The organism is Fuerstiella marisgermanici (assembly GCF_001983935.1).
In the GTDB taxonomy this organism is placed as follows: domain Bacteria; phylum Planctomycetota; class Planctomycetia; order Planctomycetales; family Planctomycetaceae; genus Fuerstiella; species Fuerstiella marisgermanici.
Map to the genome: position 1 here is coordinate 2580918 of NZ_CP017641.1, position 13808 is coordinate 2594725.

At 56.5% G+C, this 13808-nt stretch carries 8 protein-coding genes; 3 read left to right on the forward strand and 5 right to left on the reverse strand.

Annotation, left to right across the window (positions count from 1 at the left end; all coding sequences use genetic code 11):
* Positions 1-119: 119 nt before the first annotated feature.
* Positions 120-1256, forward strand: a complete 1137-nt coding sequence (locus tag Fuma_RS09795; RefSeq protein WP_158520925.1) for an IS110 family RNA-guided transposase — start codon at positions 120-122, stop codon at positions 1254-1256.
* Positions 1257-1634: 378 nt separating this feature from the next.
* Here Fuma_RS09795 and Fuma_RS09800 read toward each other — a convergent pair whose 3' ends face one another.
* Positions 1635-2609 carry a WapI family immunity protein gene (locus Fuma_RS09800; RefSeq protein ID WP_145944082.1) on the reverse strand — a complete coding sequence of 325 codons (975 nt, stop codon included), beginning with the start codon at positions 2607-2609 and terminating at the stop codon, positions 1635-1637.
* A 203-nt stretch (positions 2610-2812) separates the two neighbouring features.
* Positions 2813-4135 (reverse strand): site-specific tyrosine recombinase/integron integrase, encoded by a 1323-nt coding sequence (xerA, locus tag Fuma_RS09805; RefSeq protein ID WP_077028203.1) that lies wholly within the window; start codon positions 4133-4135, stop codon positions 2813-2815.
* Positions 4136-4388: 253 nt separating this feature from the next.
* Between xerA and Fuma_RS09810 the strand changes: the two genes are divergently transcribed.
* Positions 4389-5876 carry a transposase gene (locus Fuma_RS09810; RefSeq protein WP_083731932.1) on the forward strand — a complete coding sequence of 496 codons (1488 nt, stop codon included), beginning with the start codon at positions 4389-4391 and terminating at the stop codon, positions 5874-5876.
* A 318-nt stretch (positions 5877-6194) separates the two neighbouring features.
* Here Fuma_RS09810 and Fuma_RS09815 read toward each other — a convergent pair whose 3' ends face one another.
* The gene (locus Fuma_RS09815; RefSeq protein WP_077023981.1) at positions 6195-7610 is read right to left on the reverse strand and encodes an MFS transporter; all 1416 of its coding nucleotides are present in this window, start codon (positions 7608-7610) and stop codon (positions 6195-6197) included.
* Between the two features lie 179 nt (positions 7611-7789).
* Here Fuma_RS09815 and Fuma_RS09820 point away from each other — a divergent pair, with 179 nt between their 5' ends.
* Positions 7790-11266, forward strand: a complete 3477-nt coding sequence (locus tag Fuma_RS09820) for a PPi-type phosphoenolpyruvate carboxykinase family protein (RefSeq protein WP_077023982.1) — start codon at positions 7790-7792, stop codon at positions 11264-11266.
* Between the two features lie 506 nt (positions 11267-11772).
* Here the strand turns inward: Fuma_RS09820 and Fuma_RS09825 are convergent.
* Together Fuma_RS09825 and Fuma_RS09830 are read right to left on the reverse strand one after the other, a co-directional pair.
* Complete coding sequence (locus Fuma_RS09825) at positions 11773-12504, reverse strand: hypothetical protein (RefSeq protein ID WP_077023983.1); 732 nt, start codon at positions 12502-12504, stop codon at positions 11773-11775.
* 323 nt (positions 12505-12827) lie between these two features.
* Positions 12828-13211 (reverse strand): hypothetical protein, encoded by a 384-nt coding sequence (locus tag Fuma_RS09830; protein ID WP_077023984.1) that lies wholly within the window; start codon positions 13209-13211, stop codon positions 12828-12830.
* Positions 13212-13808 lie beyond the last annotated feature (597 nt).

The window sequence follows — 13808 nt, forward strand, 5'->3', positions numbered from 1 at the left end:
GAAGGTGTGCCGAAGGCCCCAGCGTAAAAACCATGACACTGTTCATGTCGTGATGAGTTTGGAAATCTGGTCTGATGTTCAGGCGGATGGAACTCTCACTTCTTTACAAGGACAGACACATGGCTTTTTACCCTACTCAGCACGAACTTTATTGCGGCGTCGATCTGCACGCCAGGCGGATGTACACCTGCATCGTCGACTCCGATGGCAAGACCGTCTTCCATAAGAATCTGCACTGCACGCCGCGGGATCTGCAGACGGCTCTCGAACCGTTTCGAGATCGAGACATCGTGCTGGCCGTCGAATCGACCTTCAACTGGTACTGGCTGGCGGATGCGTGTGATGAACTGAACGTGCCGTTTGTGCTCGGCCACGCCTTTGGAATGAAAGCGATTCACGGCGGCAAGACGAAGAACGACAAACAGGATTCGTTGAAGATCGCTCAACTGCTGCGAGGCGGCAACTTTCCCGTCGCGTGGGCTTACCCCAAATCGATGCGCAGTCAGCGTGATCTGTGCCGACGACGGTGCTACTTCACTCGGCAGCGAGCCGAACTGCAAGCGCACGTTCGCAGTTCGTGTCTGCAGTACAACGTCGCCGCGCCGAGCGGACAGTTACGGTACGCGTCTCACCAGGAAGGGCTGGCGGAAACGTTTCCCACGCAGGCTTCGCAACTGACCATCGAAACGGACATCGCCATGATCAACGCGCTGACAACGCAGATCTCGCGGCTGGAAAAGACGCTCGTGCAGATGGCTCAGTTTGATGATCCAGGTCTGTTCTATCGGCTGAAAGCGGTCCCTGGCATCGGTGATATTCTGGCACTTGTCATCCTCTACGAAATCGGTGACCTGAAACGTTTTCGCCGCGCAGGAGACTTCCTTTCGTACGCTCGACTGGTACCCGGTCAGCATTCGTCGGCCGGAAAGAACTACGGTTCGCCGGGGCGCAAGCAGGGTAATCCTCAGTTGAAGTGGGCGTTCAGCGAAGCGGTGGCGCTGCTGCTGCGAGACAGCCCGGCCACCAAAGCGGCGTTCGCAAAGATGGAGAAACGTCACGGTCGCGGCAAGGCGCTTTCGATTCTGGCCGCGCGACTGGGCCGCGCCGTTTACCTGGTGCTCAAACGCGGCGACATTTTCAGCGAGCGTGAATTTCTGCGACTGCCGGACGACGCGCGCGTGGAAGTTCCGAAACCTCGCCGACGTCGCAAAGTCGCATCGAAAGCCGCTCAGCCTTCGACCGCGGCGCACGGCTGAACGGCGTTCCCTCTCACCTCACCAACCAAGGCGGAATTGCCTTCGTCTGCGCCGCTCATCGGTCACCGTGGCAGAGTGCGTGACCGACAACCGGCTCCGACAAAGGCAATTCCTGGCCGCAACGTTTTATTCGTCACACAGGAGAACAACACATTCGAAACCACAGCAGCGGCGTGAGCCGGGCGCACAACTGAGCCACCTTGTCGCGGCGGAAACGTTGCGACAAGGAACATCGCCGAGTTCGACAAATCGCTCGCACAAACGTGTCCGCATTTGAGCACCCTTTTGACGGTGACTCAGCATGAGCGAATGAACCCCACGGGCGTGAGCTCACGAACCATGACTGGCCGCGTCGCTGCTGCCTTCACATTTCAGAATTCACACACGGAGACCCGTTTGAAATTTCCCTGATCCCGGCTGCCTCGCCGTCGAGTCACCCCACAACTGGACGCGCTTGCAACACAGCGTGAGCCCAACAACTTCATGAATGACCGACGATCGAGCCCATAACAGTTTCTGTGCTCCGGAACGGAGAACACCGTCGACAACCGCATAACAAAACACAAAACCGTCTGGCGGCCGCTTAGACACGCATTGCGTGTGATGCACTCTGTGGTGCGAAGCTGACCGCCGAACGGCTGTGCCCGTCGTCTTCGGTTTGAACACGAACAGATGTTTGAAGCAGCCAGCTTTCCAACGGAACGCTGAGCGAGACTTCGTTAAGAAACGCCCCGCAGCAAACGGAACGGGAAAACCTCGAACGTGAAACCAACAAGGATAAGTCGTAGCAAGTTGGAGGGCAAAAAACTCTCCAACAAAAAAACTACAACTTCTTTCCCCGATAAAAATACGCGCTACTTGACTTATCACGACATACAGATGTTGGGCGACCGGTGGATATGGTTTGAACGTTGCCTCAATTGCCTGCATTTGGGAAATGACCGCAGGTAAATATGATTGGTCGAGCGAGAACGAAAACGTCAGGCGATTACCGTCGCACACCTGATCGTCAACCACGCCAGAAACCGTTATATGGCCAAGGTTGTTCGCCGTGCATTCGAGTTCGATCTGGCGTTCGGTAGTGTCGAAGCGTGCCGAGCCATCGAGAGTGTTGTAGAGTGACTGAAGCTGCGTACGGAACGGCGCGAAGTCCCGCGTGATCAGCGAAACGTCAAGTGTGCCGCGCCACGCACCAGCGGCAATGTCAAGCGTGCAAGGTACCCAATCGCAACCATCGGTGTAGTCTACGTCTCCAACGTTGAAGATGACGTGGTCACCAGCCTCGGAGCCGATCAGGAGTTGCATTACGGTAGGTCGCCTAACGGTTATCTGTACGACAGAGCTGTCGTACATGCTGGAATTGGGAATATTAAGGTGGTGTGAGTATAAGCAACAGGGGCGGGAGCGGTCAAGAAATTCAAGGCCGTCTGGCAGCAGACGCGCTGAGCATGCCGTGACTGCAGCTCAACAGGTGTGTTTGATGATGCGCAGCGCAGCATTCCACAAATCGAGGCTGATAGTCGACCTTGGTGAATCGCATACCATTGCCCAATAGTTCAGCCCGTTTCGCGAGGCATGCGACGGGCGATTTGTGTCTTCAGCACTTCGTAGAATTCGGGTTGTGCAATTCGGCTTCTTTCCGCCGCAGTCAATTGTGCCAACGCGGCCTGCCACGATTCGACCGGAGGGATCTGAAGGTTGATCCAGCCGGGGCGCGGTTGACAAACGGTGATTCCGGGAAGCGGAATATGATGCAGTCCGTGACTGATCCCCAGGTAAACTCGCCGACTGCCCGCCGCATCGGGAACGTCTTCCACCACGATCTTCATCGTTCCAACGCTGGGTGAGGACGGCCCCTGAGGTGTTGCATTCGCGGGGCCGGGCTGCTGATCGTGCATCTTGTCGAATGGACTGCCAACGTTAGAAGTCACCGTGGTCGCGACTTTGGCATACAGCGACGTCGTTTCCAGGTTTGTGTGGCCCAACAGCTTTTGGATAAACCGGATGTCGGTTCCGGCTTCGATTAGATGCGTGGCAAAGCTGTGACGCATACTGTGCGGCGTGGCGTGTTTGGTGATGCCGGAAAGTGTGCGAGCTTTTTCAACGGCTCTTTCGATAGTACGAGGTGACAGGTGACGGTCGGTTGTGCGCTTGCCTTCTGCCGGAAACAGATAGCCTTCGCCTTTTGTAAATCGCCACACCTGTCGCAGCAATGGAATCAAATGCTCGGCCAGCATCACATACCGGTCCTTTCGTCCCTTGCCCCCTTCGACTCGAACCTGTCGCCGATCAAAATCCAGATCCGCCCAACGCAGCCGAGCGACTTCGGAGACTCGCAGTCCCGTCGCGTACAGCACACTGATGAGAAGCTTGTCGCGAAATGAAGTGGCCGAAGAGATCAGCCGTTGCACTTCCTGTTGAGACAGGACAACCGGCAGCCGTTTCGGTTTACGCGGTGTGACCAAACCGACCGTGCAGCGCAGCAGGCAGAATTTGTCGAACGTGGTACGCAGAGCCGATAGTGTGACGCTGACGTGAGACGAAGAAGCGCCGCCAGTGACAAGCAAATCGAGATATTCGCGAATATCTTCTTTCGTGATCTGGTCAAGTCGCCCTCGATGCCAGCGCAGAAAACTAACCAGTGCCGAACGATAAGCCTTGATCGTGTTCGGCTGATAGAAGCGAATTCGCATTTCACGAATCGTCGCCTTCACCAGACTCTCAGCCGGTGGATCGCGGGACAGGTCGACAACGGCGTATTCCGCGTCAAGGTGATCTTCTACGGATTCACGCGGGCAGTTTTGCCCTGCCGCTTTTTTCCACGGCTGACCGTTTAGATACTTGCGGGATTTGGGTGCGGGGGCAGAGTGCGATGACATATCGTTCACCTGTGCGACTGGCCCGCATCGATGACGTCTCATCCCGTGAGAAACAGTTCCATAAGTAGGTATTGGAACAGTTTGCGGCTGGCAGCGATAGCGTCACAGAAGTAGGGTGGGCACCGCCCACCAACTGTCGGTTGGTGCGTTGATGGGCGGTGCCCAATGGAACTAAGCTTGTATTGAGCTAGAGGAGCCCTCTGTGGCATAAGTCGTTTTGTCAGGAACGATTACGCCAACGGAGGGCTCGGAAATGTTTACGGATGAGACGAGGTATCGGGTATGGGAACAGATTCGTCAACATGACTTGAGGGCGATGACTCGGCTGCTGCCGCAGTCGGTGTTGGTTCAGGCGGGTGAGAAGGCGGGGTTGCAAATTGTTCATTCGGCACTCGCACTTCCCAATCTTGTCTGGCTCGGAGTGCTTTCCGCTGTTCATTCCTCGCAGTCGTTTGGCAGCGTGCTGTCGCTGACCGTGCGTTTGCTGGATATGTCGGCGAATGGACTGCCGGAACCGATCGCCCAAGTTCGAAAGAACCGGACGCGGCGGCAGGCCACGCGGTCCAAACATGATCCACGAGGCAAAGAGGTGACCGAAGTCACCGAAGAAGCCTTTGCTCAGGCTCGCAAACGCATGCCCGCCACCCTGTGGAATGTGCTGATCGAACTGCTCACCGAACGCTTCGAAGCGGAACACCAGCCGTTAAATCAGTGGAAGCAGTTTCGCCTGCTGGCGCTGGATGGTTCCACCATTCGGCTGCCACAGTACAAGTCGCTGGCAAAACATTTTGGAACAGCGGGCAACGGGAAGTCTCGCACCGTGCAGGCGCGAATGGTCATGCTGCAGCTTCCGTTTGTGCGTCTTCCGTGGCGTTACGAATTGTGTCGCATCGATGAGGGCGAACGCACGATTGCTGCGCGGCTGCTTAACACAGTGCGGCGAAACGATCTGGTACTGATGGATCAGGGGTTCTGGAGTTACGGACTGTTTCATCAGATTCAGGCGGCAGGAGCGTCCTTTGCGATTCGACAGCATCCCAGCGCCAGCATGAAGACGCTGCGGAAGCTGGGGCCGAAAGAACGCATCGTTCGCTGGAAGACGCCGACCGGGCCGCGTTGGCGTCAGGAAAACCTTTCGGAATCGATCGACCTGCGCGTCATCAATTATCAGATCAAAGGCTTTGCTCCGAGCGCCGTGGTCACCAACGTGCTGGATTCGAAACGCATCAGTCGGGACGACTGGATTCGAATGGCGACCGAATCCGAACCCGGTCGACCTCTGGATCGCAGCGTTCGTCTGCGAGTCGGTCTGTACCACCGTCGCTGGGAAATCGAAACGACGTTTCACGAAATGAAAGTCCACCAGGGACTGGAGCGATCACTGCGCAGCCGCACCGCCGAATCGATTCGTTTCGAAGTGGCCGGACACGTCGTGTTGTACCTGTTGGTGCGGTGGCTGATGGTGGAAGCCGCTCAGCGTGCGGCTCCGGACGGAGACCCCTTGGGATTAAGTTTCAAACACGCACTACAGGAATTAAAAACTGCATGGCCACTGCTGCTCACCTCAACCCCGACGGCGATCGGGCATCGAATCCTGCCGAAGCTGCTCAAAGCGATCGCTTCACATGAAGTGCAATGGCGACCCGGCAGATCGTTCCCACGAAACACCAGCTCAGCCGCCAAAAAACGTAAAAAACAAGCGCCCCCAAACACCCGCAAAACAAAACAAATACAAGCTTAGTTCCATTGGGCGGTGCCCATCCTACTTGCTTGGGCGTGAGCCCAAGGCTAACGAGCCCGCAAAAACCGCTATCGCCCCGTTCGGGGCTTGGGGACTCTTGGATGCCTAAACCGATGGCTCACGCCATCGGCTACGTGCTTAGGCCCCATTCGGGGCCAATCGCATACAATCGCTTTGTCACTGAACCTTCTGATCTCACCACATTTTGACCGGTACAGGAGGCCGGTCGCACCGCTACAAAATCAACATTAATTAAATCGACATCCCGTGCCCATCCTACTTGCTCAGTGATTGGCATCAGCCAACGTTGCCACTGTGTTAGCTTTCTCCCAGCACTCGGCGAGTTTGTTTTACGTCGATGAGCAACACTGGCAGCACCATGACGATTTGCAGGACGCCTGAGACCATCAGGATTTGAGCGATCGACAGGCGGACCACAAGCAGGCTGGACAGATAGCTGCCGATTGTCGTCGACACATTCATCAGTGACATGTACGCGGTGAACTGAGTCGCCGCGACGCGTGGCCAGGAGATGCTCATAAACAGTGTGAACAATGATACCGAGAGAACGCCCAGCAGCAGTTCCTGACTCAGCATGAGTCCGATCACCAGCGGCCGAACAGCGAGCGCTGACGGGACCAGTCCGAAGCCGATCCACAGGCTGCCGAGCAACAGTGAGACGGCGAAGATGATACGTTTGGGGCCGAGTCTGTCTGCGAGGAAACCACCGGCGGCCGCTCCGGAAAGCCCCAACAGCAACGCCCATCCGCCGATGATGCTGGAGTAATCTTCCTGACTCCAGCCGCCTTGTTTGATCAGGTAGTCCACGAACACGGCCGTCAACACGCCGATGCCAATCTTCGTTCCCAGCGCGACGAATGCTCCCAACAGCGTGGATCGCAGACTAAAAGCCTTCAGCAGATTCATGAACACAGATTCGCGCGCGGCACCGACGTCCGATTCAGCGTCGAGTGCGGGGGCGGGTGTGCCGAGTGTCGGCGTGTCGGCAATCGGTGGCGTGATGGGAAGCTCACCAAAATCGACGCTGCCAGCCGACGGATCCGCAAGCCGTTGCTTCGGTGCATCAATGTTGTCCGCTGAGTCGCTTGCTGCCGGGCGTTCGCGAAAACAGATCGGTAGCAGCATGATGGCAAACAGCATGGCAGCCTGAGTCAACAGGCCGGCCCGAATGCCGTAGCGAGCCACCACGATCCCCAGCCCCATGCCGCCGATGGCGGAGCCCAGATAGCTGCTGCCGTACATCAGACCGTTCGCGACGCCTCGTTCGTCTTCCCGCAGCAGGTCGACGGCCAATGCGTCGACGGCGACGTCCTGCACAGACACAAAAATGTTGGCCAGCAACACCAACGCAGCCAGCGGGCCGGGGACGAGTCGATAAAGCGTTTGCAGAGATCCGCCAGTGTCCGGGACATCCGTCCAGACCAGCGATGGCAGGTCGTCGAAGAATAACAGGCTGCCCAGAACGAGGATGGCCATGCTTTGAGCGAACACGATCCACGGGCGACGGCGGCCGAATCGTCGAATGGTGAACCGGTCCATCATCGGTCCCCAGACAAATTTAAACGACCACGGCAGCGACGCCACGGCCAAAATGGGGCCGATTTGTTCCGCCGTGATCCCGTGCTCCGGCTTGGCCAGCCAGGCGGCAAATGTCACGGTGACGAACCCCCAGGGAATTCCCTGAGCTACGTACAGGCCGCACAGTGTCGACATTCGCAATAATCTGTTTTCGGAAAGATACAAGGGCACCTGCCTTCTCGATTTGTGAAAACGTCGACCAGTACAGAAGCCCCCGTTTGCGTCGTGAGGGTTGAACGCCTAATGTTCGCACGCAGGCGAATTTCATTCAGGGACGGTTGCGCGCCGAGTACTTTACAGAACTTTCGAGACACATGGCCATTACAAACTTCGAAGAAGACCTTGGGTTCTATTCACAGCGTTCCGGCAGCGAACGGAACAGCCAGCGAAAGGCGATTGTTGACTACATCGCACTGAAACTGATCGCCCACGGGCAGCCCGCTCCGGCAGGTTTCCGGTCTGCCAATTCGCTGGGTGCCGAACGGATTCTCAACACGTACCAGCAGCGAATCCGGCAGCTCGATTCCATCCGCTGCCCGGTCGATCAGCGAATCGAATCGTTTTTAGCAGACCACTTCAAGGGGCTGCCCGGTGCTGACGAACTGCGTTTGCCGGATGCGTCTTTGGTACTGGATCGCCACGGGATCGCTCGCGAACTTTCTTTGCCGCTCGACGGCGACCACTATAGCAACTCGTTGGTTTCGTCGTATCGAGTCCACAACGGGGTGCTGCACAATCCGCGGCACGACCGCCGCACAACCAAGGGCACTTTCCATGTGGCCGAAGGTGGCCTGCCAATTCCGGACGACAAGATTGCGGTGCCTCAGCAGGTCTTCGTCAATCTGTTCCGCGCGGCCATGAAGCCGCCTAAGGAATCGATGGAACTTCCCTTCACCGCCGATCAGGAACAAAAAGCATATTCGTTTGTATCGCTGTTACTGCGGCCGCTATTGTGTCCTGAAGTGCCAGGCTACTGCGAAGAGCAGTCCATCGAAGTTCGCTTTGTCGCGCCAGGGTCACTGGTAAGTAACCTCGACTTCGTCGAATCCATCTTCGGCAACGGTGGCAATCCCTTCCTGCCGGAAAACGACGCCGCGCTGGACGTGCTTCACTGGAGTGGTCACACGGGCTGCGTGATTCTGGCACCGCACCTCACGGATTACACCAAAAAGGAACTGGGCCTGCCCAGCTACGACGACGCCACAGAACGTCAGCGTCGTGACGGCGCCTGCTGGCAGTCAGAGGACGAACCGTACAACAACGGCACACCGTTTAAGATTACGTGCCGCACCGAAGAAGGCGTGATCGTCACACTGATTGCTGACAACTACTTCGGCTATTGCAAAAAGGAAGTGAAGACGCAGCTAAGTTACGCGGCCAACCTTTCAGGCAATTTCGAAGAAGAACACGCCGGCGGTGCGTTAGCCTACGCCAGCTACAATTTGGGCGACGACTTCATCGCCGACAGCCGTCGCTACAACAACCGCACCTTCGCAGATGTTGCTCGCGACTACGCCGACCGCATCGACGTGCGGCCGGAAGGTTACGGCATCGACAAGCAGTTTCCGGAATTGGTGTATGTGCCGGAAGACTGCACGGCCAATGTTCATGATCAGAATGTTTCGTGGTATCAGGGTGAGCACAAGCAGACAATCCCGCTGACTCCGGGCAACGTCTACATGACGCCGTCCGGCTTCAAAGTGAAGCTGGAAAAGCATCCGGCCGCTCCATCGTGGCGATTGATCGGAACTGCATCAGAAGGCGTCTGCTGTCACAAACCCTGCACCGTTAGCGGTGGTGGCAAAAGTGAAATCAGCAAATCGATCGCCGACTATCTGCTGCACGGCCCGATTTTCGTCGCCGACGTGGAGAAGGACCTCGACCTTGTTCAGGAAATCTTCGACCGCGACTATTCGGATCGCTGGAGTCCCGACAGCAAGCACCTGCCGGACTACACCGTCAAGAAGACCCGCAAGGCTCTGGACCCAAGTCGTTCTTTGGGCAGCCTGATCAAACTGCTGACACCGTCGAGCGACTACACGGACGAGTACAATGCCTGGCTGGAATCAATTCCAGGCTACGTGTACGCCATCGTGTTCATCATCAAGCGAATGCATCGAGGCGACGAGACCGGCGATTGGCGCAAGGACTTTACCGTCGACATCGTGAACGGGCACCCTGGCCACGAACTGAAATACGGCGATCGAACACTGGTCGGCACGTACTTGCGAGTCGGGCTGCTTAGCGAAAACACGTGGCGAACCTACAAGCTGCGGCAGGACTTCGCGCCGGCTCAGAAAGTACAAACCGAAGACGACATTAGTGCTTCGGTTGTCGTGCCGACCAATCAACTGGACTATCTGGCGGACCACGCGGGCGACGCCACCAGCGTGAAGTTCGCAGAAAACTGTGAGTACCGATTGTTTCAGCGGCCTGACGATGCCATTCATCGCGGACTGGACAAACAAACAGAAGCGGATCTGGCCCGCGACGACAACTTCATCGTGAACTTCGAACCGTTGTCGCGCGAACAGATCCGCGACATTTGTGATCGAGCGGTCGACCTCAGCCAGTTTACAGACCCTATGCAGAAGCTGCTGCTTGAGGCTCGCGACGACGACGGCGGGTATGTGGTGTGTTCTGCGACTCCGCGCATTATCAACGGAAAGCCCAGCAAGAACCCTCGGTACCTGCAGATGCGTCTGGACCTGCTGGAACCACTCAACCGCCACGTGGCCGAAATGGGCGTGCGGCTGTTTCGAGCTGTTCCGTCAAACAAGCCGGTTCGGCAGCCCGTGAATTCGGTGCTGGTCGGACGTCGCAACAACCCGGCCGACTACGAAAATGGCATTCGGCCTCTGGCAGTTTACAACCCGATCCACTATCAGGAACTGCCCGAACTGTTTATGGACTTCATCAGTTCATTGACCGGCAAAAGCCCGTCCACAACCGGTGCGGGTAGCGAAGGAGCTTTGACGAAAGGTCCGTTCAACGCATTGCTGCCGATCACCGACCTGAACGCGGCTTTGGTCAGTTACCTGCTGACAGACCTCGCCGGATTCTCCACATCGGCCGGGCATATCGGCGCGAATGTGCGAGTCGACCATGACATCAGTTTGTTGATTCCGGAAATCTGGTGTCGCCTTTCGCCTGAAGAGCGTTCTCCCAAATTTCTGCTGGAAGAAGATCTTCTGGAGAAGATGGAAGACTTCGAATGGGAAGGCAAGCTCGTCATGGCCAGCCGATTGGGTTATCGAGTCACGTCGCGGTTTATTCGCCGGTTTGCGGGGCGCGTGTTTGACAATCCTCGCAAGGTCTTTGACGACGCCATCATGCGTCCGGAAACTCAGGACCCAGCCTCCTTTGCCGACGGCATTCTGTACATCACGGAAGCTCATCAGCGAGTCGCCCGTAACTATCTGAATGACGGTTCGATTGATCTGGCCTGCCCACCGTTGCGAGCGTTGTTGCACATCATGGCGGAAGGCAACTACAAGGGCAAAGATGTTCACGATCCGGAAATCCGCAAACTGTTCACTCTGCAATCGATGCTGGATTCCGACTGGTATGAAGAACGCCTGAAGGCTCGCCGCCAACGCGATCAAAAGCTATGGCAACGGCACGTGCAGTACCTTCAGAACTTCCAAAGTGCTCCGGAATCGTCGCGCGATCTGGAACGGCTGAACATCGCAAAGCGTCTGGAAACCGCAAACGCTCAGCTAAAGCGAGTGTCATCGTCCGACTACCTGCACGAACTCCACGGCACCTTGGGCGCCGATCGACTGAGGTAGCATTGCACGTCGAAGTTCCTGAAACCGGCGCAGTGGCCAGAAGGCCTGATGCACGGGCCGGAGCATTGGAAGCGTGGATTGGTAGCACCCGCGATCGTTTGTTGCACTGCAAGAAGCGATCGCTGTTTTTCCGCCCGAGCGGATGTGGATTTAATCTGTGGCTCGATTCTCCGAGTCGAGCAGAACGTTTTGCTTAACAACCCAAAACCTTTTACACGCGCTCAACCACTACAGCGTTTCACGCTGACTTGTGGCCGCGGAAATCAGCTATTGCCCTACGCGGGCCGGTTCCCACGAGCCAGAACCGTCCACAACAAAACGTAAGTTGGTCTATGACCAAGCGAGTGCGGCGCGCTGTGCGTCCTCGACTCGGAGAGTCGAGCCACATTGCTGCGCACCAGTTACGCATCTGGCCGAGGCAAGACCAGGTGCCCGTCGCGGCTAATTAAATCCACATCCCAACGCCGACGGCTTCGTGCTTCGGCCCTGCTGGGCCAATCGCAAATTCACAGTTCAAAGTCGCGTTTTTCCACCTGTGTATCAGGACCAGTCTGAACGGCAGGCGCGGCCGGGCGTGCCGGCCCTGCACCACCAACGTCCTGGTACAGCCAGGCGGCAACGGCGATCACGAATACGGGATACCACCATCCCATATGAGTGTGAGTGATGATCCGAAAGAACGAGAGACTGTCGATGTACATATAGGAGCACAATACAACGCCAGAGAACAGGACAATCGAAACTGCAACCAACCGCTTGCAGATCGGCGTTCTCGACCAGGCTATCAAAACAATCGCCAGGATTGCCGCAGCAATATTTGTGCCCGAGAAAATACGGAGATCGGCGATTAGTGCCGCAAGTGTCCTGTCGTAGTAGTCTCGAATTTCCTGTTTGGCTTCAGCCGTCTTCTTCGCGACCGCTCGGAATTTTTGCGGAGGCGGGTTGGCGAGAGATTGCCCGGCCAAATCGGCGATGTAGGCAGCCGGATTCTCACGGTACGCCTCGATCTCAGTTCGAACGAGCTGCAGGTCCTTTCTCGACATAAGCTTCGACAGCAGAGGAACGTCCAATGCATCCTCAACGGTGTCGATCACGGGCCCGGCATGTTCGACTGTCTTCTCGACCACAAACTCACGTGCGAGCGATTGTAGGTGTTGCTTGGCAAAAAACGTGTACGCAAAGAACGCTGCGAACAGTACTGCGGTCAGGATGTTTAACGCCAGTGCCCGGTTCCGCATCGCTTGTTGGCCCCTTCTGCAAAAAAACGCCACCGGGCTGTTCCCGGCGATATAACATTCAACCATCCCCGCGACCAACTCCGGTGCAACGCAAACGTTATGGCACTACTGTCGCCCTTCGCGCTGTCGCGTCGAATCAAAGCTTAGCCTGCGGCGTCACGTCAGAAGATGATTTCAAGGTGCCAGAGATCAGGTCGGAGATCCATGCATTAGCCCCCGGTCCACATGCCACACCGTGGCGTACGTGCTTCGGCCCCGCCGGACCAATTTCAGTTTGGCAATTCGAAATCTCATTTTGCCACCTGTGTGTCAGGGCCAGTGGTTCAGACTTCGAGATGCCCTTTGAGTATTCGGAATGTTTTCTTCACGCCATCGGGGCCGACCTTCGAAGCATGTCCCGGTCCTTCTGCGTCGATGAAGCCGACGTAGGATCCCGCCCCAAAATACGTTTCCTGCAAATCTTCCGGGTCTCCAACCAATACGGCGAAGCCTCCTTCGTTGACCTGCTGAAGATACGTCACCAACCCGTGCTCCGGGTGCGCGGCGGCGTTGTGGAGTCCTTTGGCTTCGTGCGGCGGAAGTGTCTGCTCCGCAGAATCCAGCAGTCGGCTCGTCAGAATCGATTCGTCGATCGTCGCCGCAACGATTTTCGAATGCTGCTCGGGAGTGTCGTCGCAGCAAACGATGCTGATCTTAATTTCGCTCATAAAGTTAATTCTTTCGCATGATGTGCTGGGGTAAAACACTAATCCTATTCATTTCCTGCGGGGCAGACTCCTGCCCGCCTTCGCATACGATACGTCGCCGTGATATTGGACTCAGGCTGGCTGGCCAATGTGACGAATTCTCGTCGCTCGCTCACGCGGTCGGTCTCCTTACAGCTCATTGAGCTCTCCCCATAATCGGAAAACTTAATTCAACCAAAAGCGCCTACCATCCGCCCGAACGCCTGCCACATACGTCTCCGGTCTATACAAGGAGCCTGCCCTACCGGGACTGTGTCTGGATGGTTCTGATAATCCCCCGCAGATTCATGCCGTCATCGGATTAGTCGCCCTTGTCCGGATTGCCTACATCTTTCCCGGTGCAGCCAGAGTCAGAAAGGCTTCGCGACAACCAATGGGACAACGGAAATAATGGTGTGAAATAATGAAACCAAATAAAAAACCAGACCCACTGTAGCTTTGTGCCGCTGCGGCGCAGTGTCGGCTGAACAGACTTCTTGACCTCTAATCCCGCGTTGAGCGCACAAAAGCCAGGTATGATCGCGAATTTCAGGAAAGCGCAATACCAACCCGTGATCC

Excerpts from the sequence above, each read along its gene's own strand:
- Fuma_RS09795 (WP_158520925.1), top strand. The coding sequence starts at position 120 with ATGGCTTTTTACCCTACTCAGCACGAACTTTATTGCGGCGTCGATCTG.
- Fuma_RS09800 (WP_145944082.1), bottom strand. The coding sequence starts at position 2,609 with ATGTACGACAGCTCTGTCGTACAGATAACCGTTAGGCGACCTACCGTA.
- xerA (WP_077028203.1), bottom strand. The coding sequence starts at position 4,135 with ATGTCATCGCACTCTGCCCCCGCACCCAAATCCCGCAAGTATCTAAAC.
- Fuma_RS09810 (WP_083731932.1), top strand. The coding sequence starts at position 4,389 with ATGTTTACGGATGAGACGAGGTATCGGGTATGGGAACAGATTCGTCAA.
- Fuma_RS09815 (WP_077023981.1), bottom strand. The coding sequence starts at position 7,610 with ATGTCGACACTGTGCGGCCTGTACGTAGCTCAGGGAATTCCCTGGGGG.
- Fuma_RS09820 (WP_077023982.1), top strand. The coding sequence starts at position 7,790 with ATGGCCATTACAAACTTCGAAGAAGACCTTGGGTTCTATTCACAGCGT.
- Fuma_RS09825 (WP_077023983.1), bottom strand. The coding sequence starts at position 12,504 with ATGCGGAACCGGGCACTGGCGTTAAACATCCTGACCGCAGTACTGTTC.
- Fuma_RS09830 (WP_077023984.1), bottom strand. The coding sequence starts at position 13,211 with ATGAGCGAAATTAAGATCAGCATCGTTTGCTGCGACGACACTCCCGAG.